Raw genomic sequence first — 19,374 nt, 5'->3', positions numbered from 1 at the left:
GTTGGACATGCAAATCCAACTTTTATGGGGCGTTTTGGTTTACAACTCTTTAAATCGTTCGAGTGCCCGCGCTCTCGCTTCTTTATGGTCGACGAGTGGCATCGCATACTCTTTTCGATCAGACGGATCAGGAAAGTGAATCGATTTGTCCGTCACATGTTTCAGTTCCGGTACATATTTCCGGATGAACGTCCCATCTGGGTCGAACCGCTCAGATTGCGTCGTCGGGTTGAAGATCCGGAAGTATGGAACCGCATCCGTCCCGACCGAGGCGGCCCACTGCCATCCCCCGATATTCGATGATGCCTCATAATCGATCAATCTCCGCTCGAAGTACCGTTCCCCTTTTCTCCAATCGAGAAGAAGGTGCTTCGTCAGGAACGATGCGACAATCATGCGTAAGCGGTTGTGCATCCATCCCGTCTCGTTCAATTGGCGCATCGCTGCATCGACAATCGGATACCCGGTCTCCCCGTTACACCACTTTTCGAACTGTTCCTCATTGTCTTCCCATTCGAGCGATTTGTATTTGTCATTGAACGGTTGATCTTTCAATCCTTTGAACTTCGCCATCACCATGTAATAGAATTCACGCCACAGCAGTTCATCATAATACGTGTCGCGTCCTTTTGATTTTTTAGCGGATAACACCTGCTCGGTAACGGTACGAACCGATAACACTCCGGTTCGTAAGTACGGGGATAAGCGGCTCGTCCCCGCGATGCTCGGGATATCTCGTTTTTCATCATAATCAACCATGCGATCATTGACGAATCGAGTCAACCGTTTCTTCGCCTCGGTCTCCCCTAACCCTTTCCACTCGCGCTCACAGCGTTTGAACAAGTCTTTCAGTTCACTCGGTATGTCATTCTTTGTGCTAATGAATTCCGCTAAGCGATCGACATCAACATCGTAAGGTTTCGGCGGCTGTTCGGCATACGCCGCTTTTTTGAACGGGGTGAACACTTTATACGGATCACCGCTCTTTGTCGTGAACGCATCAGGGTGGAACAGATGGCGGTCGAGCAGTCTTACGACTTTCACCTCTTCACCAAGTGCGTCGATGACACGATCGTCTCGCTGTTTGAACGGTTCCACATACTCCGCATTAAAGTAAAGTACATCCATATCCCCGAGTTGTTTCACGAACTCCTTCTCCGTTTCCGCCACGAAGACGTGAAGTCCGAGTCCCTTCTCCTCTAGATCATCCATAAATGCCCGCATCGTCGAGAAGAAATAATCGTGACGCACTTCAAACGGATCACAATATTTCGGGTTTAGCCAAAAGACGAAAGCGAGGTCGTCCCCCTCTTCCGCATCGTTCAATGCCCGGTGAAGCATATGATTATCGGTCAACCTAAAATCTGATCGGAACCAACATACTCGTTTCATCATCACCACTCCCATCTACAAAAAAAGAAGCATAGCGCACTATGCTTCTTTTGATTATACAAATTCAATCAACAAGTCGTCACTTTGTATTGTGTCGCCTTCTTTAATGTGGATGGCTTTAATCTCCCCATCTTGCGCTGCCTGAATCGTCGTTTCCATCTTCATCGCTTCTGTGACGAGCAACTGCTCTCCACGATGAACACGACTTCCTGGCTCGACTAACACCTTCAACACAGAGCCCGGCATCGAGGCGCCGACTTGTTTCGAGTTCGAACGGTCCACTTTCGGACGACTCGTTGTCGCTGATTTGACGTTCACGTCTTTAATCTCAATCTCACGCGGTACGCCGTTCATCTCATAAGAAACAAGACGAATGCCATCTTCGTTTGGCGCACTGACTTGAACGAGCTTGATGATCAACGTCTTCCCTGTCTCGATCTCAACTTGAATCGTCTCACCGACATTTAATCCGTAGAAGAACGTCAACGTGTCGAGCACGGATACGTCACCGTATGTCGTCGTATGTTTGACATAGTCTTCGTACACTTTCGGGTAGAGCGCATGAGCGAGAAGCTCAAAGTCCGTGACCGGTCGCTCAAACTTTTCGAACAACTCTTGTCGTGAAGATTCAAAGTCATACGGCTTGATCAATTTACCAGGACGAACGTTCAGTGGTTCTTCCCCTTTCAAGATGACTTGTTGAACATCTTTAGGGAAGCCACCAGGAGGCGTACCCAACTCGCCGCGCATCATCTCGACGACCGAGTCTGGGAAGTCAAGCTGGTGACCACGCGTCATTACATCCTCTTCCGTCAAGTTGTGCTGCACCATGAAGAGTGCCATGTCTCCGACGACTTTTGAAGAAGGGGTAACCTTGACGATATCACCGAACAACATGTTGACCCGGGCATACATCGCCTTCACTTCTCCCCAACGGTCTCCAAGTCCGACCGCTTTCGCTTGTTGCTGAAGGTTCGAATATTGCCCACCTGGCATCTCATGTTCATATACAGACGGATGCGGTGCGCGCATGTCACTTTCAAACGGTTCGTAGTTATGACGAACATCTTGCCAGTAATCACTGATCACTTCATACTGTTTCGGGTCGATCTTCGGTTGACGTTCGTGACGGTTGAGCGCATATACTAAACTTCCGCCTGAAGGCTGTGACGTCATACCTGACATCGAGCTTGCGGCAACGTCAACGATGTCTACACCGGCATCTGTCGCCCGTGCATAAGTGAAGATACCGTTACCTGAAGCATCGTGTGTATGCAGATGGATTGGTAAATCTACTGCATCTTTCAATGCTGAAACGAGTGCGTATGCTGATTCTGGCTTCAATAAGCCCGCCATATCTTTGATTGCTAGTATATGAGCACCGCTCGCCTCAAGTTTCTTCGCAAGATCGACGTAATATGGAAGGTGATACTTCGGACGGTTGCCGTCATATAAATCACCCGTATAACAAATCGCTGCCTCTGCAACTTTCCCTGTCGGTAATGTCGCATCGATTGCCAATTGAATCGACTCTAGGTTGTTGAGACTGTCAAAGATTCGGAATACATCGACTCCGGCGTAAGCTGCTTCATGCACAAACTTCTCAATGACGTTATCCGCATAGTTTTTATATCCCACCGCATTCGCACCACGAAGCAACATTTGAATCAGGACATTCGGCATCTTCTCACGAAGCTTCATGAGACGTACCCATGGGTCTTCGGATAGGAAACGGTATGCGACATCGAACGTCGCTCCACCCCATGCCTCGACCGAGAACAATTCTGGCATCAGTTTGCTTGTCGGTTCTGCGATGTTGAGGATGTCCTGCGTCCGCATACGCGTCGCGAGCAATGACTGATGCGCATCACGCATCGTCGTGTCCGTCAATAACAGTTCCGGTTGACGTTTGATCCAGTCAGCAAGGCCGTCTGGCCCGAGTTCCGTCAAGATTTGTTTCGTCCCCGGTTTTGCTTCAGCCGGAAGATCGTGCGGGATTCGTACAGAGCGGCTGATCGGCTTGTCTTTCAGACCGACTCCTGGGAATCCATTCACCGTTACATCCCCGATATAGTTCAACAGTTTCGTCCCACGGTCTTTCCGTTTCGGGAAGACGAACAGTTCTGGCGTCTCATCGATGAATGACGTGTTGTAATCTCCGTTGATGAAGTTCGGATGCTTCATGACGTTAATCAAGAACGGAATGTTCGTCTTGATTCCACGAATCCGGAACTCGTTCAAGTTTCGTACCATTTTCGAAGCGGCTTGTTCGAATGTCATGCCATGCGTCGACAGTTTGACGAGAAGCGAGTCATAGTACGGCGAAATTTCTGCACCGACGTATGCGTTTCCTCCGTCAAGACGGACGCCAAAGCCGCCTGGAGAACGGTATGCCATGATTTTCCCTGTATCCGGCATGAAGTTGTTGGCCGGGTCTTCTGACGTTACACGTGATTGAATCGCATACCCGAGGAGTTTAATGTCCTCTTGTTTCGGCATTTGAATCATGTCGCCGTGGAGTGACTCCCCTTGTGCGATCATCAATTGTGTTTGAACGATATCAAATCCTGTCACCATCTCTGTAATCGTATGTTCGACTTGAACACGCGGGTTTACTTCGATGAAGTAGAATGACTCATCTTCTGTCACTAAAAACTCGACTGTACCAGCGTTGACGTAACCAACGTGACGCATGAGCTGTACCGCCGCATCACAAATCGCTTGACGCGAGGCTTCAGATAACGTCACACACGGTGCCACTTCGACAACTTTTTGGTGTCGGCGCTGAACCGAACAGTCACGCTCGAACAAGTGAATGATGTGACCGTGCTCATCCCCGAGAATTTGGACCTCGATATGTTTCGGGCGTTCGACGAGTTTTTCTATGTACACTTCGTCAGAACCGAATGCTTGTTTCGCTTCAGATTTCGCGCGTTCAATCAAATCTTTCATTTCAGCTTCTGTACGAATGACACGCATTCCGCGTCCTCCGCCACCCATCGAAGCTTTGACCATGAGCGGGAAACCATGCTCGTTCGCAAATGCTTCCGCATCCTCATAGGATGTGAGTGGACCATTTGAGCCCGGAATGACTGGGAGACCAGCAGCGATCGCACTTTGCCGTGCTCGTACTTTATCCCCAAACGCATGCAAATGCGACTCGTGTGGACCTACAAAGATGATTCCCTCTTCACGGCAACGTCGTGCGAGTTCGATGTTTTCTGACAGGAAACCATATCCCGGGTGAATCGCGTCACTGCCAGATTCCTTGGCGATTCGAATAACACCTTCGATATCGAGATACGCATCGATCGGCTTCTTATCGAGTCCGATCAAATAGGCTTCATCCGCTTTAAAGCGGTGTAATGAACCACTATCTTCTTGTGAATAGACGGCTACAGTCCGAATGCCTAACTCTGTCGCCGCTCGAAATACGCGAATGGCAATTTCCCCACGGTTTGCAACAAGTAACTTTTTAATTGGTTTCAAATGAAATCCCCCCGTTAATGAAGTTTGTTTGTTTCCTTATCTAACAACGTGAAGCGATGAACGTTGAACGTTCTCTTCTGACTTCACCCGAATCTCTTCTCGGCGTGTCGCTTCTCGATGACGGTTACGCATCGAGATACTACTGAGTACCCCAAGAATCCCCATCATCATGATGAGCGATGTTCCTCCATAACTGACCAGTGGCAAAGTCACCCCTGTCCCCGGGAACCAACCGGACATCGCACCGATATTGATAGCTGTTTGAATGATGATTTGTGATGCAATACCAAACGAGACGAACATCGCAAAATGACTGTCCGCATGATTGGCAATATGAATCGCGCGAAACGCGATGAAGAAGAGCAGTACCAAAACGGTTAGTACACCGAAGAACCCTAACTCTTCAGCGATGATCGACATGATATAGTCGGTCTCTGGTTCTGGTAAATACCCATACTTTTGAAAACTGTTCCCGAGTCCGACACCGGTCAATCCACCATGCACAATCGAGATGATCGACATTAGCAATTGATGCCCGTAACCTTCCGGGTCCATGAATGGGTTGAACACGACCTCAATCCGGCTCCGTTGATTCTCCGAGAAAATCGTCGTGAACAATAAGAAGACGGCACCGATTCCAGCTAAAATACCTGGAATCATGATTCGAAGTGGCGCCCCGACACCGAACCACATGAGAAGCATGATCGAACCGAGGACGAATAATCCACCCATATCCGGCTGCCCGTTGATGGCAATGGCGTAGAACGAGAAGTAAAAGAGAACCGGTACTAAGAAGAAGGCACCGATTTGAGCACGCCATCCTTTTTTCACGATGGCGGCCCGAGCTAACCGACCAGGTAGTCCTTTTAACTCGTTGTTCCATAGTTCATGGTAGTAATTCGCAAGCAAAATGATGAGAACGAATTTTGCAATCTCAACTGGTTGAATCGTAAATCCTCCGATGATGAGCCAAGCCCGCGCCCCGTTCAATGGCGGCATCGCCCAAGTGACAAATAGCAAGATGACTGAGACCGCATAGAGACTGAGGCGGATGCCTTTCTTCCGAAACATCTCATAGCGGAACAACGTCGCAACCAAATAGACAACAATTCCGATCCCGACGTAGACGAGCTGGCGATAGAACAAACTGCTATTCGCATAGTCCCCACGATTCCAAACGCTCGCACTATAAATCATGATCGAGCTGATCCCGACGAGCAAGAGCACTGACAAAAACAACGCAAAATCAAAATACCGAAACCGTGTTTTCATGTATTCACTTCCTTATGTAAAACAATCCGACAACCCTTATAAAAAAATACTCAAACAGCGCCACTTGCACAGTTTGAGTATAAGGTTCATAATTCTGAAGCTTCTGCCAAAGCAGACAACTTTTGTTCCAATGAATCGAGCAGTCCTTTACCTTCAATGTCTGAAATGAGTCCAAGACGAACCGCAAAATCAATTTGGCGCGATAGTCCAAACATATGTGTATCAAGCACCTCTTCATAAAGCGGGCACTTCGGCATTTTTAGGTTTTCTAACTGCACTTCAATCAGACAACGGATTTTCTCAGCATCCGCCTCGAGTAACTGTAGCGCTTGCTCCCGTTGGATTGCAGCCAAATTTGTCGCCACTACGACCCCTCCTCCGTACGATGACAGACTGTTTGTCATAACTCAACTGTACATTATCTTTCATAATAATTCAATGTGCAGTATGGATGAACGCGACATTCTTCCTCTTTTCCATTTTAGAAGAAAGAGCGCTATAATGAAACGTGTAATGTGTATAAAGGGGGATATAAGCATGATTTTTCCACTAGACGGATCGGTGCGTCACAGTTTGACGATTGACCCGACCGTATGGATTTTTGACGACCGCAAACGAAAGATTGAAGAATTGGACTCTGTGACGGAGAATGACCAAGAGGCCTACTATGCGAAAATGGGGAAAGCATGGGACGATGGTCTATCACAAGGAACAAGAATTGATCACAATAAGCCGATGTCTCGACAAGACAAAGACGCAGCATTACGCGATTCGTTCGCGATGCCACTCTCGCCGTTTTTGAACAATGCCGAAGCTGTCGACTTGGCCACACATATCCGCTTCTACGGCGAAACGATTTTGACGATTCCACTCAGCGAAGCGTCTCGTGTCTATTTACAATTTTCAAAAGACGGGAAAGTACTCGCTGACGGACCGGTCTACGTACTGTACGACAATCAAATCATCCGCCAAGTGAACCATATCACCGTACTGAGCAATCAATGAGAAGGAACGTTCCTTCTCATTTTTTGGACTTTTTAGTTCACAAAGTGTAATATGTAGTGTATTGACTACGAATTGAATAAGAAAGGTCGTGACGCTTACGATGCCTTTATGGAAACGAAATTTAATAGTTGTTTGGATCGGCAGCTTCTTGACCGCCGCTTCAATGAGTCTCGTCCTCCCCTTCCTGCCATTGTTCATTGAACAACTGGGGGTAAAGGACCCTGACCATGTCGTCACTTGGTCGGCGATCGCATTCGGTGCGACGTTCCTCGTGGCCGCAATCGTCTCCCCGATGTGGGGACGTCTGGCAGACCAAAAAGGGAGAAAGTTGATGCTCATTCGAGCGAGTCTCGGAATGGCCATCGTCATGTTTCTCATCAGTTTTGTGCAAGACGTGTATCAACTTGTCGGGTTGCGTTTACTTATGGGTGCCGTTTCTGGATTCATCTCAGCCGGTATCACCTTGGTCGCTTCCCAAACCCCAAAAGAGAAAAGTGGCTGGGCGCTCGGTACCCTGTCGACCGGTGGAATCACCGGTGGTCTACTCGGTCCGCTCATTGGCGGACTACTAGCAGACTGGATTGGGCTTCGATCCGTTTTTCTCTTTACCGGAAGTGCACTCTTCCTCACATTCCTCATCACGCTCTGGTTCGTAAAGGAAGAGTTCGTCCCAGTGAAACGTGAAGAGCTCGCCTCAGTGAAGTCTATTTTCGCCTCACTGCGACATCCCCAATTGATTGTCGGGCTGTTTGTGACAACGTTCCTCATCCAGTTCTCAACACAATCAATCGGACCACTCTTGACGTTGTACGTACGTGAATTAAATCCGCATACGACCGCACTTGCTTTCATGGCAGGGATTGTCGCATCCGCCCCTGGGCTCGCCGCTCTCTTTTCAGCTCAGCGCCTCGGACGACTATCGGACCGATACGGGGCTGAACGGATCTTGTTTTGGGCACTGCTACTCTATAGTTTATTCTTGATCCCACAAGCATTCGTCACTTCGACGACGCAACTCATCCTGTTACGCTTCGGGATCGGATTTGCGACCGCTGCTTTGATGCCATCCGTTCAGTCCTTGCTGCGGCAACATACACCAACCGCTGCAACCGGAAGGATCTTTTCATATAATCAGTCCGCTCAGTTCATGGGAAATTTACTTGGACCGCTATTTGGCTCTCAAATCGTGGCACACTTCGGATTTTCCGCACTGTTCATCATCACAGGATTGATCATGATTTCAAACGCCTTTTTAGAACGGACGAACGTCCAATCGCTACAACTCGATACAAAATAACGCCGAGCTCAGTGCTCGGCGTTATTTGTGTATGTCGCTTATAACAAATCGGCAGCCAATCTTGCGAGGGACGAACGCTCCCCTTTGACAAGTTGGACGTGACCGAAAACATTTTGTCCTTTGAATCGTTCCACCGCGTACGTCAATCCGTTCGAATATTCATCTAAATACGGATGGTCGATTTGGTACGGGTCACCGACGAGTACAATTTTCGAGTTCTCCCCGACACGGGTGAGAATCGTCTTGATTTCATGCTTTGTTAAGTTTTGCGCCTCATCGATGATGATGAACTGGTCAGGCATGCTTCTACCACGAATATAAGTGAGTGCTTCGAGTTGAATCGACTTCATACCAGCCAAAATATTTCCTAACTCATCCTTTGAGTTGGCGCTGAATAAAAATTCTAAATTATCATAGATCGGTTGCATCCACGGACGCAATTTTTCTTCCATCTCACCCGGCAAGTAGCCGATATCATTCCCCATCGGAACGACCGGTCGTGCGACGACGAGCTTATTGTACCGCTGTTCATCCTCGACGAGTGAGAGTCCTGCCGCTAAGGCAAGAAGCGTCTTACCGGTTCCAGCTTTCCCGAGCAACGTGACGAACGGGATGTCATCTCGGAGCAGCAAGTCGAGCGCCATCCGTTGTTGCACGTTTCGTGGATGGATCCCCCAGATGTGTTCCGCATCTAACGCTAACGGACGGACGATCGGTTGAAGCGTGTCGACCACTGCAAGCGCACTCGCTTTCGAGACGTTACTTTTTAAGACGACAAATGAATTGGGGTATAGCGTCTGTTTCGTCAATGCAGATGTCGGTAGTTGGCGAACTTTATAAAATTCATCGATGAGCGACTGGTCGACCTCAATTTCGCGATAGCCGGCATACAAGTTTGTCGTATCGACGATATGGTCTGTCAAATAATCTTCAGCATCGATTCCAATGGCGTCCGCCTTGACCCGGACCAATATATCTTTTGAGACGACGACGACTTTATGATTGGCGTCATGCTCGTATTGTTTCATTAATTTTAAGGCAACGAGTAGAATGCGGTTATCATTCGTCATCACGTCGAACGGAATATCGACTTCGTGCTCGTGACCAATCTCGACAAAGAGACGTCCACCATTTTCAAGTGGGACGCCGTCATGGAGTTTCCCCGACGTTCGGAGTTGGTCCAAAACACGCGACGTTTCACGGGCGTTACGCCCGACCTCATCCATGTTTCGTTTTTTACCATCAAGCTCCTCTAAGACAATGGCCGGAATGACCACGTCATGTTCTTCAAATTGAAATAAGGATAGCGGATCATGTAGGAGTACGTTCGTATCGAGTACATACGTTTTTTTCATAGACTTTGCCGCCCCTCGAATATAGGATGGTAATCAAGAATGAAGGCTTTCTTTCACTTCACGGTCCAATTTTTCCGCCGCACGGATATCATATGTTTTCGTGATTGCGGGTTGGGCGTAAGCTGCACCGTAAAACGAGATGTTCCTCACTTCTTCGACATGTCCTTCAAAAAAACGAAGATGGAGGCTCGGTTTCATCATCGGTTCAAATTCTCGGATGGATGAAAGCAACACGTGATAGGACTGACCATCTTCGATAAAGATGAGACCGGCCGTCTTCTCGGTCGATAAGATTGTCACGATATGTGAATTCTTCGTTAGTGCCAGCCGAATCGTGACAGGGTCGAGCGCTTGCACCCAACTGATGGCGTGACTGATTGGCCATCGCTTCGCCTCATCAAAACCGACGAGAAATGTTAACGGCATGTCGTTCAACAATCGCTGTTGCGCGGCTGTCAATTCAAACGTTGCCTTACTCGCCATTCAACTCCCCTCCTTTTACCGGGTATGGTTGTACCATTCTCCCTTACCGATTCAATTCCCTGCTTTCAACGGTTGAAATCATGCTATACTCATCCTATAGAGGAAGGTGAAAAGATGCGTGTAAAATGTTCTCTTTGCGATAAAGTCGAAACAATCGACTCATGGTCGTTTGAAGCAAAACGATTGCGCAATAAGCCGGCTAAAACATATATGTGTCAAGACTGTCAGGAGCGAATCAGCGAACGTACCGCCGAACGCGCCGCATCTGGACAATTCAAGTTATATCCTACTTTTCGACAAAAGCGAAATTGGTAAACAAAACGGGCGCCTCCGAAGAGACGCCCGTATTTTTTTTACGATTGGACTGCATCTTGACGACGGTTCCACCAGAGGCGACCGCGATAGATGGCCAAGACGATGGCCATGACAGCAAGTACTTCCGGGATTGGCCACGTGAAAAAGACGAGTGCCATCGTACCTGCTCCAAGAGCAAGTAGAATATAGACGATGAGTGATTTCCACCACGCCAATTGTTTTGCAAAACCAAGTTTAAAGACGAGAATCGTCAATAAGATGACCGTGACAACGAGTGCGTTGAATCCGACCGAAAAGTCATTAGGGTCGCTCCCGACACCTAGCATCGAGGCAATCCACGGAACATCAATTTGTGTGATATCGATTGTTTGAGAAGCTTTCAAGACAAAGAGTCCCCCTTTATTTCATACACATCCATTCTACACTATTCCATGCAAAAGGGAACGCCGAAGCGTTCCCTTTTCTGATACTTATTCTTTACCAAGTTTACGACGCTTGTCAGCTTTCTCGCGTTCGTTCTTGTTCAAGATTTTCTTACGGAGACGGATTGACTCCGGCGTGATTTCACAGTACTCGTCATCGTTCAAGAACGTGAGCGACTCTTCGAGTGAGAAGACGCGCGGACGTTTCAAGACTTGTGTCGAGTCTTTTGCTGAAGCACGCATGTTTGTCAATTGCTTCCCTTTAACGGCGTTGATTGCAAGGTCGACGTCACGGTTACATTCACCGATGATCATTCCTTCATATACGTCCGTACCTGGCTCGATGAAGATCGTTCCACGGTCTTCAAGTGCACCGATTGAGTAAGCCGTTGACTTACCGTTTTCGATACAAACCATAACACCACTGCGACGACCGCCGATATCAGCTGCGATATACGGACGGTACTCTTCGAACGTGTGGTTCAAGATTCCATATCCGCGTGTCGCTGACAAGAATTCGTTACGGTAACCGATGAGACCGCGTGATGGAACGATGAATTCCATACGTGTCTGACCGTTGTCGTTCGTGTTCATGTTCGCAAGCTCACCTTTACGGAGACCGATCGACTCCATGACTGAACCTGTATACTCTTCTGGTACGTCGATAATGACACGCTCGAACGGCTCAACTTTCGTACCGTTTTCGTCTTCACGAATGATTACTTGTGGTTTCGACACTTGAAGCTCGTAACCTTCACGACGCATGTTCTCGATCAAGATACCGAGGTGAAGCTCACCACGTCCTGATACGACCCATTGGTCAGGTGAATCCGTGTTTTCAACACGAAGTGAAACGTCTGTCTCAAGTTGCTTCATCAAACGCTCTTCGATTTTACGTGCAGTGACGAAGTCCCCTTCACGTCCTGCGAACGGAGAGTTGTTCGTCATGAAACGCATTTGAAGTGTTGGCTCATCGATGCGAAGGAGCGGAAGTGGCTCTTCTTTACCGACTGGAGTGACCGTCTCACCGACGTTGATGTCTTCCATTCCGGCGATGGCGATCAAGTCACCTGCTTTTGCTTCTTCGATTTCGACACGTTTGAGGCCGAAGTAACCGAACAATTTCGTGACACGAAGTTGCTTCACCGTACCGTCTGTTTTACAGAGTGATACTTGCTCACCAACTTTGATTTTCCCGCGGAAGACGCGACCTACACCGATTCGGCCGAGGTAGTTATCATAGTCGAGCATTGTGACTTGGAATTGAAGTGGCTCGTCTGAGTTGTCCACTGGAGCCGGTGTGTTTTCAAGAATCGTATCAAGTACGTGTGTAATCGTTTCTTCTTGGTTTGCTGGATCAGGATCGAACGAACTTGAACCGCTGACAGCCGAAGTATAGACGACAGGGAATTCAAGTTGATCTTCATCTGCGCCAAGATCGATCAAAAGATCAACGACTTCATCGACAACGTCGAGTGGACGAACCATCGGCTTATCGATTTTGTTAACGACGACGATTGGACGAAGTCCTTGGTCGAGCGCTTTTTTCAATACGAAACGAGTTTGTGGCATACAGCCTTCACGTGCATCGACGACGAGGATAACGCCATCAACCATACGCATGATTCGCTCAACTTCTCCACCAAAGTCTGCGTGACCTGGCGTATCAACGATGTTGATGCGTGTGTCTTTATAATCGATTGCCGTGTTTTTCGCGAGAATTGTGATTCCACGCTCACGTTCGATATCGTTTGAGTCCATCGCGCGTTCTGCGACTGCCTCGTTCGTCCGGAATGTACCAGACTGTTTCAATAATTCATCGACTAACGTTGTTTTACCGTGGTCAACGTGAGCGATGATGGCTACGTTACGAAGGTTTGTTCTTACGTTCATGTAGTTATTCCTCTCTTATTTAAAAAGTTTCAGCTTTTCTTCAACTTTAAGAGTATAGCACACGTCACAGTACCTTTGTCGAGTGGAATCGACTGTGAACGTTTTCATTAGACGTTTTTTATCATACAATGGGGTAGAGAAGAGAAAATAAGGAGGAGTCTCCATGCAGCTTATGTTTCTATTGATTGCCATGGCCGTCGTCGCCGGATTTGTCGGCATCGGCATTGGGGTGGCCGAAGGGAGCGCCGCGATCATTTTAGGAAGTCTTGTACTTAGTGGCATCGCGACGTTCTTTGGCATTCAATTACGTCGTCGTATTCTTTCTGATCGCCAATCTTGATAAGAAAAAGGGTTGCTCTGACAACAGTCGAGCAACCCTTTTTTTCATGAAATGGATGAGTTAAATCGGACGCGTCAAGCAGATGCGGTCTCGTAGGACCAAGCCATCCTCCTCAATTGCATCGTATCCATGATTTAAAAAGTAATCACGTTCCACAGAATCAAATCGGAATCCAGCTTGCTGATAAAAACGTAATTGCATGATGCTTGAATTCCCCGTACAAACGAGAAGTTCTTGACCACCGAGTGCTGTCGCACGTTTAATCGCGTCTTGAAGCATCCGCTGACCAATCGTTTGATTTTGTCTCTCTGGCTTCACCGCGATATTGACAAGTTCAACTCGCCCTTCCCCGTGTGTGACAAGCATATAAGCACCCACGATTTCTCCACCGAGTAACGCTTTGAACGTCCGCCCGGTCTGAAACTGCTCTCGGACCATCGCTTCATTCGGGTTCGCTAAAATGAGCAGATCACGAATTTCTTCATACGACTCGTGTTCCACGATTTGAAGATCCGGCTTCGCTTCAGCGGTTACGCCTTTTGCGATGACATAGTGTTTGATGACGTCATTGACGAACGACTCGCTTCCTGCCAATACGGACGTTCTCCCATCGTATCGGATGGGTTCCCCATATAAGGAAACGACACGCCCGCCCACTTCTTCCACGAGCAATTTTCCGGCAGCATAATCCCATGGCATGTTGCGCATCGTAATGTATCCGTCCACACGTCCTGCGGCTAACCAGGCAAGTTCAAGCGATGCAGCCCCATGCGCCCTCGTCCCAATCGAGTCTCGAACAATCGGAGCAAGGATTTCCGGGGCAATTTGATGGTTCGGCGTGACCCACGTCGCATTCATGCTTAAGAATGCATCTCGTACATGATGTTCGTGTAGGTTCGTCAAAGTCCGTCCGTTCAATGTCGCACCGTATCCTTTCCGGGCCATGAACATCTCATCCGCCATCACGTCATAGACGAATCCATATTCCACGACTCCGTCGACCATGATGGCCACCGAGATGGCGAACATGCGCTTCTGATGAATAAAATTTAACGTCCCATCAATCGGATCGACGAACCAGACCGTCCCTGACAGCGTGTCTGGTGTCTCCGTCGTTCCTTCTTCCCCCATAATTTGATGGTCCGGGAATTGTTTTTGAATGCGGCGGACAATCAGCTGTTCGACCGCTCGGTCAATCTCAGTGACCAAGTCCCCTTTTCCCGTCTTCCGTTCCACTTCATAACTTTGATCAATCTCACGACGAATCAATTCTCCCGCCTGTTTGATCAAATCGACTGCAAACCATTCCATCATCTATGATCACCTCAACTGTATTGTACCAAACAAAAACCAGTATCCGCTCGGAATACTGGTTGAATGTGTGTGTAATGGTCAGGCTTCGAGACGCAATAATTCTTGGCGGTACTTCTCCAACCGATGCTTGCTAGCCTGAACTGTAGCATCATCCTGTGACGCCATCGCATCGAAGAGGGTTGCCAATTCATAATCAATCTCCAAGCGCAGCACCGGGATCCGTTTTTCTGCGTCTTTTCTTTTGAATGCCTCAATCACTTGTTTCATAAGATGCCACACTCCTTTTGTTGGGCTACAAGTTACGGTTTAATGAGTTGAATTGAGTATATCAGATAAAATTCGAAAAAGAAAGAGAATTGTCTGACTATTTTGAATTTTTTATCTTAATGGATATATTCCCAATTTCAAAGCCCTTAAACCTGAATAAGTGTTAGATAACTGTACCCGATTTAAAGAAGAAATAACAAAAAAGCATGCCTGAATTTGCACGGGCATGCTCGGACTTACAATTTAATCATTTTGCTCGACGACTTCATCGCCGCTTGAACGGTACGATACGTAGAATATCCAGTCTGTTCGTCGTGAACCGCGTTCAGTTGTTTCTCCTCTGACTTAGATGTTACGATTTGTTTGAAGGCCCGGTACGCGTCTAGGAAAACTTCACGCTCGACCCCACCTTCGTTCGCTTGCGCGACGACATTATAGAACTCGACGACCTCGATCAGTTCATCAGTCGTCCAATCCGGATTGATCGGATAATTGATTTGCATATTGTTCACCTCGACACTCATTGTATCAACAAAAAAAACTATTGCAAGTTACGCTATAAATCTCTATAGTTTTTTTGTTGCTTCTTTTTTAAATCAACATATAAATTAACGATATCATTCATCATATAAACAAACTGTTTCCAAGGGGGATTTACGATTGAAATTAAAAGGTGCTACTCAGCTCGAAACGCCACTATTTGACACGTTGCTTGAACATGTCGACTCTAATCCGATTGCGTTCCACATTCCTGGTCATAAAAGCGGGAAAGGGATGGATCCGGAGTTTCGTGACTTTATTGGCGAAAACGCCCTAAAAATTGATTTGATTAACATTGCCCCACTCGATGACCTCCATCATCCAAAAGCGGCAATCGCTGAAGCGGAACGCTTGGCGGCAGAGGCGTTCCGTGCTGACGAGACCTTTTTCTCCGTTCAAGGAACGTCGAGTGCCATCATGGCGATGATCATGGGCGTCGTCGGACCGAATGAGAAAATCATCGTTCCACGTAACGTGCATAAGTCGGTCATGTCCGCGCTCGTCTTGACAGGTGCGCACCCGGTCTTCATCCACCCAGAATTTGACGAGACGTACGGCATCGCCCATGGAATCACAGCGAGTGCCGTAGAACGTGCACTCGAGCTCCACCCGGACACAAAAGCCGTACTCGTCATCAACCCGACTTATTTCGGTGTTGCAGGTGATTTGGAGCGCATCGTCGATGTCGCCCATGCCCAAGACGTACCCGTACTTGTCGATGAGGCGCACGGTGTGCATCTGCCGTTCCACGATGAACTTCCACTCTCGGCGATGCAAGCCGGAGCGGATGTGGCGGCAACGAGCGTCCATAAACTTGGTGGTTCGATGACAGGTAGTTCTATTTTGAACGTACGCCGTGGCCTCGTCTCACCCGAACGGATTCACGCGATGCTCTCGATGATTACAACGACATCAACGTCATACTTGCTCCTTGCTTCTCTCGATGCAGCGCGTCGACAGCTTGCGACGAAAGGTCATATGATGAACGAACGAGCGCTCGACCTCGCACGTATGGCGCGTTCGGCAATCAATCAAATGCCGAACTTGTCTGTGTACGGACACGCGGAGCTTCATTCTGAATCGACTTACGCACTCGACGAGACAAAAGTGCTCGTATCGGTCCGTGAGCTCGGTGTGACCGGATTTGAAGTCGAGAAATACCTCCGAGAAAAACATCGGATTGAAGTGGAAATGTCGGATTTATTGAACGTGCTCTTCATCGTCACATCAGCAGACGATGAGTCGACGATTCAAGCATTGATTGAAGCGATGCGCGACGTCGTATCCGTCTATCAGACGTCTGGGAATGACTCGTTATCGATCATGCTCCCTGAGATTCCACCACTTGCGCTTAGCCCGCGTGATGCGTTTTATGAAGAAACGGAGACGATTCCTCTCGAAAACGCGGTCGGACGCATTTCAGCGGAATTCATCATGGTGTACCCGCCGGGGATTCCAATCATCATTCCAGGTGAATTGATCACAACGTCGACACTCGACTACATCATGGCCAACATCGAAGCCGGTCTCCCGGTTCAAGGTCTTGAAGATGAGTCTCTTCAGATGATTAAAGTCATCCAACAAACAAAAGCGATTCGTTAAACAAAAAATGAGCCGGTCATCGTGACCGGCTCATTTTTTATGTCATCTCAGAAAAGGTGGCTGTAGATGATCGAATTGCTTCCCCTATTGCCTATTATAAGAAAACGCTTACATTTTTTCAAGTATCAATTTCTTCTGATGTTTGTATTTTTTCAACTAGACAGAGCCGTAAAAATTCGGCGACGTGCTCCGTATCATTCAAATTGATCCCAAGCATTGGATACAACTGGCGTGGCTCTTCTAATGCATGCAAATCAAGAAGGGCCGATTGACCGGTTTGCATACAAACGACTAACACCTTACCCATGAATTGGTGGGTATAGACGAAACCAAAATCATAGCGCGCGGCTTCTGTTTCAATCCCTGTAAATCGGACGCGACTCGTCTCAGATACGGTATATAATAATTCCTCATCAAATGCCATCAGGATTCCCTCCCTTCTCTCTTCACAAGTATTTTCCTTTATACTGTTCATATGAAACCTAGACGGGAGAGAAGAAGATATGAAAGTGGAATATGCCACCATGTCCAATCAAGAAGCACTCGCACAGTTAATGCACGAACTGTGGCCTGACGCACCGATTGAGGAATTGCGAATGGAAGTCAAACTCGGTCTCGTTTCAAAGAAGATGCATTATTTCATCGCATCCTCCGATACGAAAATTATCGGTTTTTGTCAGCTCAGTTTCAGACGGGATTACGTGCCAGGCGCTACGACGTCTCCTACCGCTTATGTGGAAGGACTTTACGTGCTTGAGTCAGAGCGCCACAAAGGTGTCGCCTCTCGCTTGATCGAAGCGGCGTCTACATTTGCGGTGAATCAAGGTTGCATCGAACTGGCATCAGATACCGAACTGGAGAATGAGAACAGTCAACAGTTCCATGAGAAGATTGGATTTAAAGAAGTCGAACGTGTCGTTACCTACATGAAAAAGCTCTCTCACGAAACGTGAGAGAGCTTTTATGAGCATTCTTATTTAACGACGTGGATTGGCATGCCCATTGCGATTTCAGCAGCTTCCATTGCCATCTCACCGAGTGATGGGTGAGCGTGGATTGTAAGTGCGATATCTTCAGCAGTCATACCAGCCTCGATTGCGAGACCAAGCTCAGCGATCATATCTGATGCGCCAGTACCCGCGATTTGAGCACCGATCAAGAGACCGTCCTCTTTGCGTGTGATGAGCTTCATGAAGCCGTCTGGCTCGTCAAGTGCAAGTGCACGACCGTTCGCTGCGAATGGGAATTTCGAAACTGTGATTTCGAGTCCTTCTTCTTTTGCGAGTGGCTCTGTGTAACCAACAGTTGCGAGTTCAGGATCTGTGAAGACGACTGCAGGGATTGCAGAGTAGTCGAGGTAAGCTGGCTTACCTGCTGCTGCTTCTGCTGCGATTTTCGCTTCATAAGATGCTTTGTGTGCAAGTGGTGGTCCAGGAACGATATCACCGATAGCGTAGATGTTTTCGTTCGAAGTTTTGCACTGGTCATCGATTTCGATGATGCCACGGTCGCTGATTTTCACGTCCGCGTTCTCAAGACCGATGTCGCCTGTGTTTGGACGACGACCAACTGTGACGAGGACATAGTCCGCTTCAACAGATTGCTCTTCACCGTTCACTTCAAACTTAACAGTTACGCCGTCTTCCGTTTCTTCGACACCTTTAGCAAGTGCGTTCGTGTGGATTGTGACGTTCCCTTTTTGTTTGAGCTTCTTCTTAACGATTTGCGTCATTTGTGGTTCGAAACCAGACAAGATGTCGCTAGCGCCTTCTACAACGACAACTTCTGTATCGAAGTTAGCGTATGCAGTACCGAGCTCCATACCGATGTATCCACCGCCGATGACGACGAGTTTCTTCGGTACTTCAGGAAGTGCCAATGCGCCAGTTGAAGAAAGGACGCGTTTAGACCATTTGAACGATGGGATCTCGATTGGTGTAGAACCAGTCGCGACAATCGCTTTTTTGAATTTGTAAGGAGTTGAGCTGTCTTCAGTGATGACACGGACTGTGTCTTCAGAAGCGAAGAAAGCTTCACCTTGAACGATTTCAATCTTGTTTCCTTTAAGGAGACCTTTGACACCGCCAGTCAATTTGTTAACAACTGACTGTTTCCAGTCTTGAACTTTTGTGAAGTCCACTGACACGTTGTCAGACGAGATTCCCATTGAATCATGTCCTTTAGCGTGTTGGAAGTTGTGTCCTGCTGTGATCAAAGCTTTCGATGGGATACAACCGACGTTCAAGCAAACGCCACCGAAGTTGCCTTTCTCAACGATTGTTACTTTCATTCCGAGCTGTGCGCCACGGATTGCGGCAACGTATCCACCAGGACCGGCACCGATGACAAGCAAATCAGTTTCTTGTGCGAATTCTCCTACTACCATGT

General features: G+C 47.9%; 19 protein-coding genes. 6 read left to right on the top strand and 13 right to left on the bottom strand.

Translation table 11 applies throughout. The annotated features are described in order from the left end of the window. Positions 1-39: 39 nt before the first annotated feature. The 4 genes from KNO91_RS01895 to KNO91_RS01880 form a co-directional block, all read right to left on the bottom strand. Positions 40-1,392: a cryptochrome/photolyase family protein gene (locus tag KNO91_RS01895; protein ID WP_214794196.1), complete on the bottom strand. Its 1,353-nt coding sequence runs from the start codon at positions 1,390-1,392 to the stop codon at positions 40-42. Between the two features lie 54 nt (positions 1,393-1,446). Continuing rightward, positions 1,447-4,881: a pyruvate carboxylase gene (locus KNO91_RS01890; RefSeq protein ID WP_214794198.1), complete on the bottom strand. Its 3,435-nt coding sequence runs from the start codon at positions 4,879-4,881 to the stop codon at positions 1,447-1,449. A gap of 36 nt (positions 4,882-4,917) precedes the next feature. Further along, positions 4,918-6,153, bottom strand: coding sequence for an FtsW/RodA/SpoVE family cell cycle protein (locus KNO91_RS01885; protein WP_214789061.1), 1,236 nt, complete (start codon positions 6,151-6,153; stop codon positions 4,918-4,920). Positions 6,154-6,239: 86 nt separating this feature from the next. Continuing rightward, positions 6,240-6,518: an Fpa/YlaN family protein gene (locus KNO91_RS01880; RefSeq protein WP_015881276.1), complete on the bottom strand. Its 279-nt coding sequence runs from the start codon at positions 6,516-6,518 to the stop codon at positions 6,240-6,242. A gap of 172 nt (positions 6,519-6,690) precedes the next feature. Between KNO91_RS01880 and KNO91_RS01875 the strand changes: the two genes are divergently transcribed. Continuing rightward, the gene (locus tag KNO91_RS01875) at positions 6,691-7,158 is read left to right on the top strand and encodes a hypothetical protein (protein ID WP_214815836.1); all 468 of its coding nucleotides are present in this window, start codon (positions 6,691-6,693) and stop codon (positions 7,156-7,158) included. 100 nt (positions 7,159-7,258) lie between these two features. Continuing rightward, positions 7,259-8,455, top strand: coding sequence for a multidrug efflux MFS transporter (locus tag KNO91_RS01870; RefSeq protein WP_214789067.1), 1,197 nt, complete (start codon positions 7,259-7,261; stop codon positions 8,453-8,455). Positions 8,456-8,493: 38 nt separating this feature from the next. Here the strand turns inward: KNO91_RS01870 and KNO91_RS01865 are convergent, their stop codons facing one another. After that, positions 8,494-9,810: a PhoH family protein gene (locus tag KNO91_RS01865; protein WP_214789070.1), complete on the bottom strand. Its 1,317-nt coding sequence runs from the start codon at positions 9,808-9,810 to the stop codon at positions 8,494-8,496. A gap of 33 nt (positions 9,811-9,843) precedes the next feature. After that, entirely contained in the window at positions 9,844-10,293 is a 450-nt protein-coding gene (locus KNO91_RS01860) for a PNPOx family protein (RefSeq protein WP_214794202.1), read from the bottom strand. 114 nt (positions 10,294-10,407) lie between these two features. On the opposite strand from KNO91_RS01860, the gene KNO91_RS01855 reads away from it, so the two are divergent. Further along, positions 10,408-10,608 (top strand): YlaI family protein, encoded by a 201-nt coding sequence (locus tag KNO91_RS01855; protein WP_074034957.1) that lies wholly within the window; start codon positions 10,408-10,410, stop codon positions 10,606-10,608. Positions 10,609-10,646: 38 nt separating this feature from the next. On the opposite strand, the gene KNO91_RS01850 is transcribed toward KNO91_RS01855, so the two are convergent. Continuing rightward, positions 10,647-10,991: a YlaH-like family protein gene (locus KNO91_RS01850; RefSeq protein WP_214789075.1), complete on the bottom strand. Its 345-nt coding sequence runs from the start codon at positions 10,989-10,991 to the stop codon at positions 10,647-10,649. Positions 10,992-11,078: 87 nt separating this feature from the next. Then, entirely contained in the window at positions 11,079-12,923 is a 1,845-nt protein-coding gene (gene typA, locus KNO91_RS01845) for a translational GTPase TypA (protein WP_214789078.1), read from the bottom strand. A gap of 163 nt (positions 12,924-13,086) precedes the next feature. Here typA and KNO91_RS01840 point away from each other — a divergent pair, with 163 nt between their 5' ends. Next, positions 13,087-13,263 carry a DUF5325 family protein gene (locus tag KNO91_RS01840; RefSeq protein WP_214789081.1) on the top strand — a complete coding sequence of 59 codons (177 nt, stop codon included), beginning with the start codon at positions 13,087-13,089 and terminating at the stop codon, positions 13,261-13,263. A gap of 60 nt (positions 13,264-13,323) precedes the next feature. On the opposite strand, the gene KNO91_RS01835 is transcribed toward KNO91_RS01840, so the two are convergent. The 3 genes from KNO91_RS01835 to KNO91_RS01825 form a co-directional block, all read right to left on the bottom strand. Then, complete coding sequence (locus tag KNO91_RS01835; RefSeq protein WP_251126508.1) at positions 13,324-14,574, bottom strand: inositol monophosphatase family protein; 1,251 nt, start codon at positions 14,572-14,574, stop codon at positions 13,324-13,326. A gap of 81 nt (positions 14,575-14,655) precedes the next feature. Next, complete coding sequence (locus KNO91_RS01830) at positions 14,656-14,844, bottom strand: hypothetical protein (RefSeq protein WP_015881266.1); 189 nt, start codon at positions 14,842-14,844, stop codon at positions 14,656-14,658. A 236-nt stretch (positions 14,845-15,080) separates the two neighbouring features. After that, positions 15,081-15,347 (bottom strand): UPF0223 family protein, encoded by a 267-nt coding sequence (locus KNO91_RS01825; RefSeq protein ID WP_214748331.1) that lies wholly within the window; start codon positions 15,345-15,347, stop codon positions 15,081-15,083. A gap of 157 nt (positions 15,348-15,504) precedes the next feature. On the opposite strand from KNO91_RS01825, the gene KNO91_RS01820 reads away from it, so the two are divergent. Then, positions 15,505-16,986, top strand: coding sequence for an aminotransferase class I/II-fold pyridoxal phosphate-dependent enzyme (locus tag KNO91_RS01820; RefSeq protein WP_214789086.1), 1,482 nt, complete (start codon positions 15,505-15,507; stop codon positions 16,984-16,986). A gap of 118 nt (positions 16,987-17,104) precedes the next feature. Here the strand turns inward: KNO91_RS01820 and KNO91_RS01815 are convergent, their stop codons facing one another. After that, on the bottom strand, positions 17,105-17,410 hold the full coding sequence (locus KNO91_RS01815; protein ID WP_214815830.1) for a DUF3055 domain-containing protein: 306 nt from the start codon (positions 17,408-17,410) through the stop codon (positions 17,105-17,107). Between the two features lie 79 nt (positions 17,411-17,489). Between KNO91_RS01815 and aac(6') the strand changes: the two genes are divergently transcribed. Next, on the top strand, positions 17,490-17,939 hold the full coding sequence (aac(6'), locus tag KNO91_RS01810) for an aminoglycoside 6'-N-acetyltransferase (protein WP_214815827.1): 450 nt from the start codon (positions 17,490-17,492) through the stop codon (positions 17,937-17,939). Between the two features lie 20 nt (positions 17,940-17,959). Here the strand turns inward: aac(6') and lpdA are convergent, their stop codons facing one another. Continuing rightward, complete coding sequence (gene lpdA / locus KNO91_RS01805) at positions 17,960-19,372, bottom strand: dihydrolipoyl dehydrogenase (RefSeq protein WP_074034989.1); 1,413 nt, start codon at positions 19,370-19,372, stop codon at positions 17,960-17,962. Positions 19,373-19,374: the final 2 nt, after the last annotated feature.

This window comes from Exiguobacterium sp. s59, assembly GCF_018617475.1.
Lineage (GTDB): Bacteria > Bacillota > Bacilli > Exiguobacteriales > Exiguobacteriaceae > Exiguobacterium > Exiguobacterium aestuarii.
The sequence above is the reverse complement of the archived record's forward strand: the minus strand, read 5'-3'. Positions and strand labels throughout refer to the sequence as shown.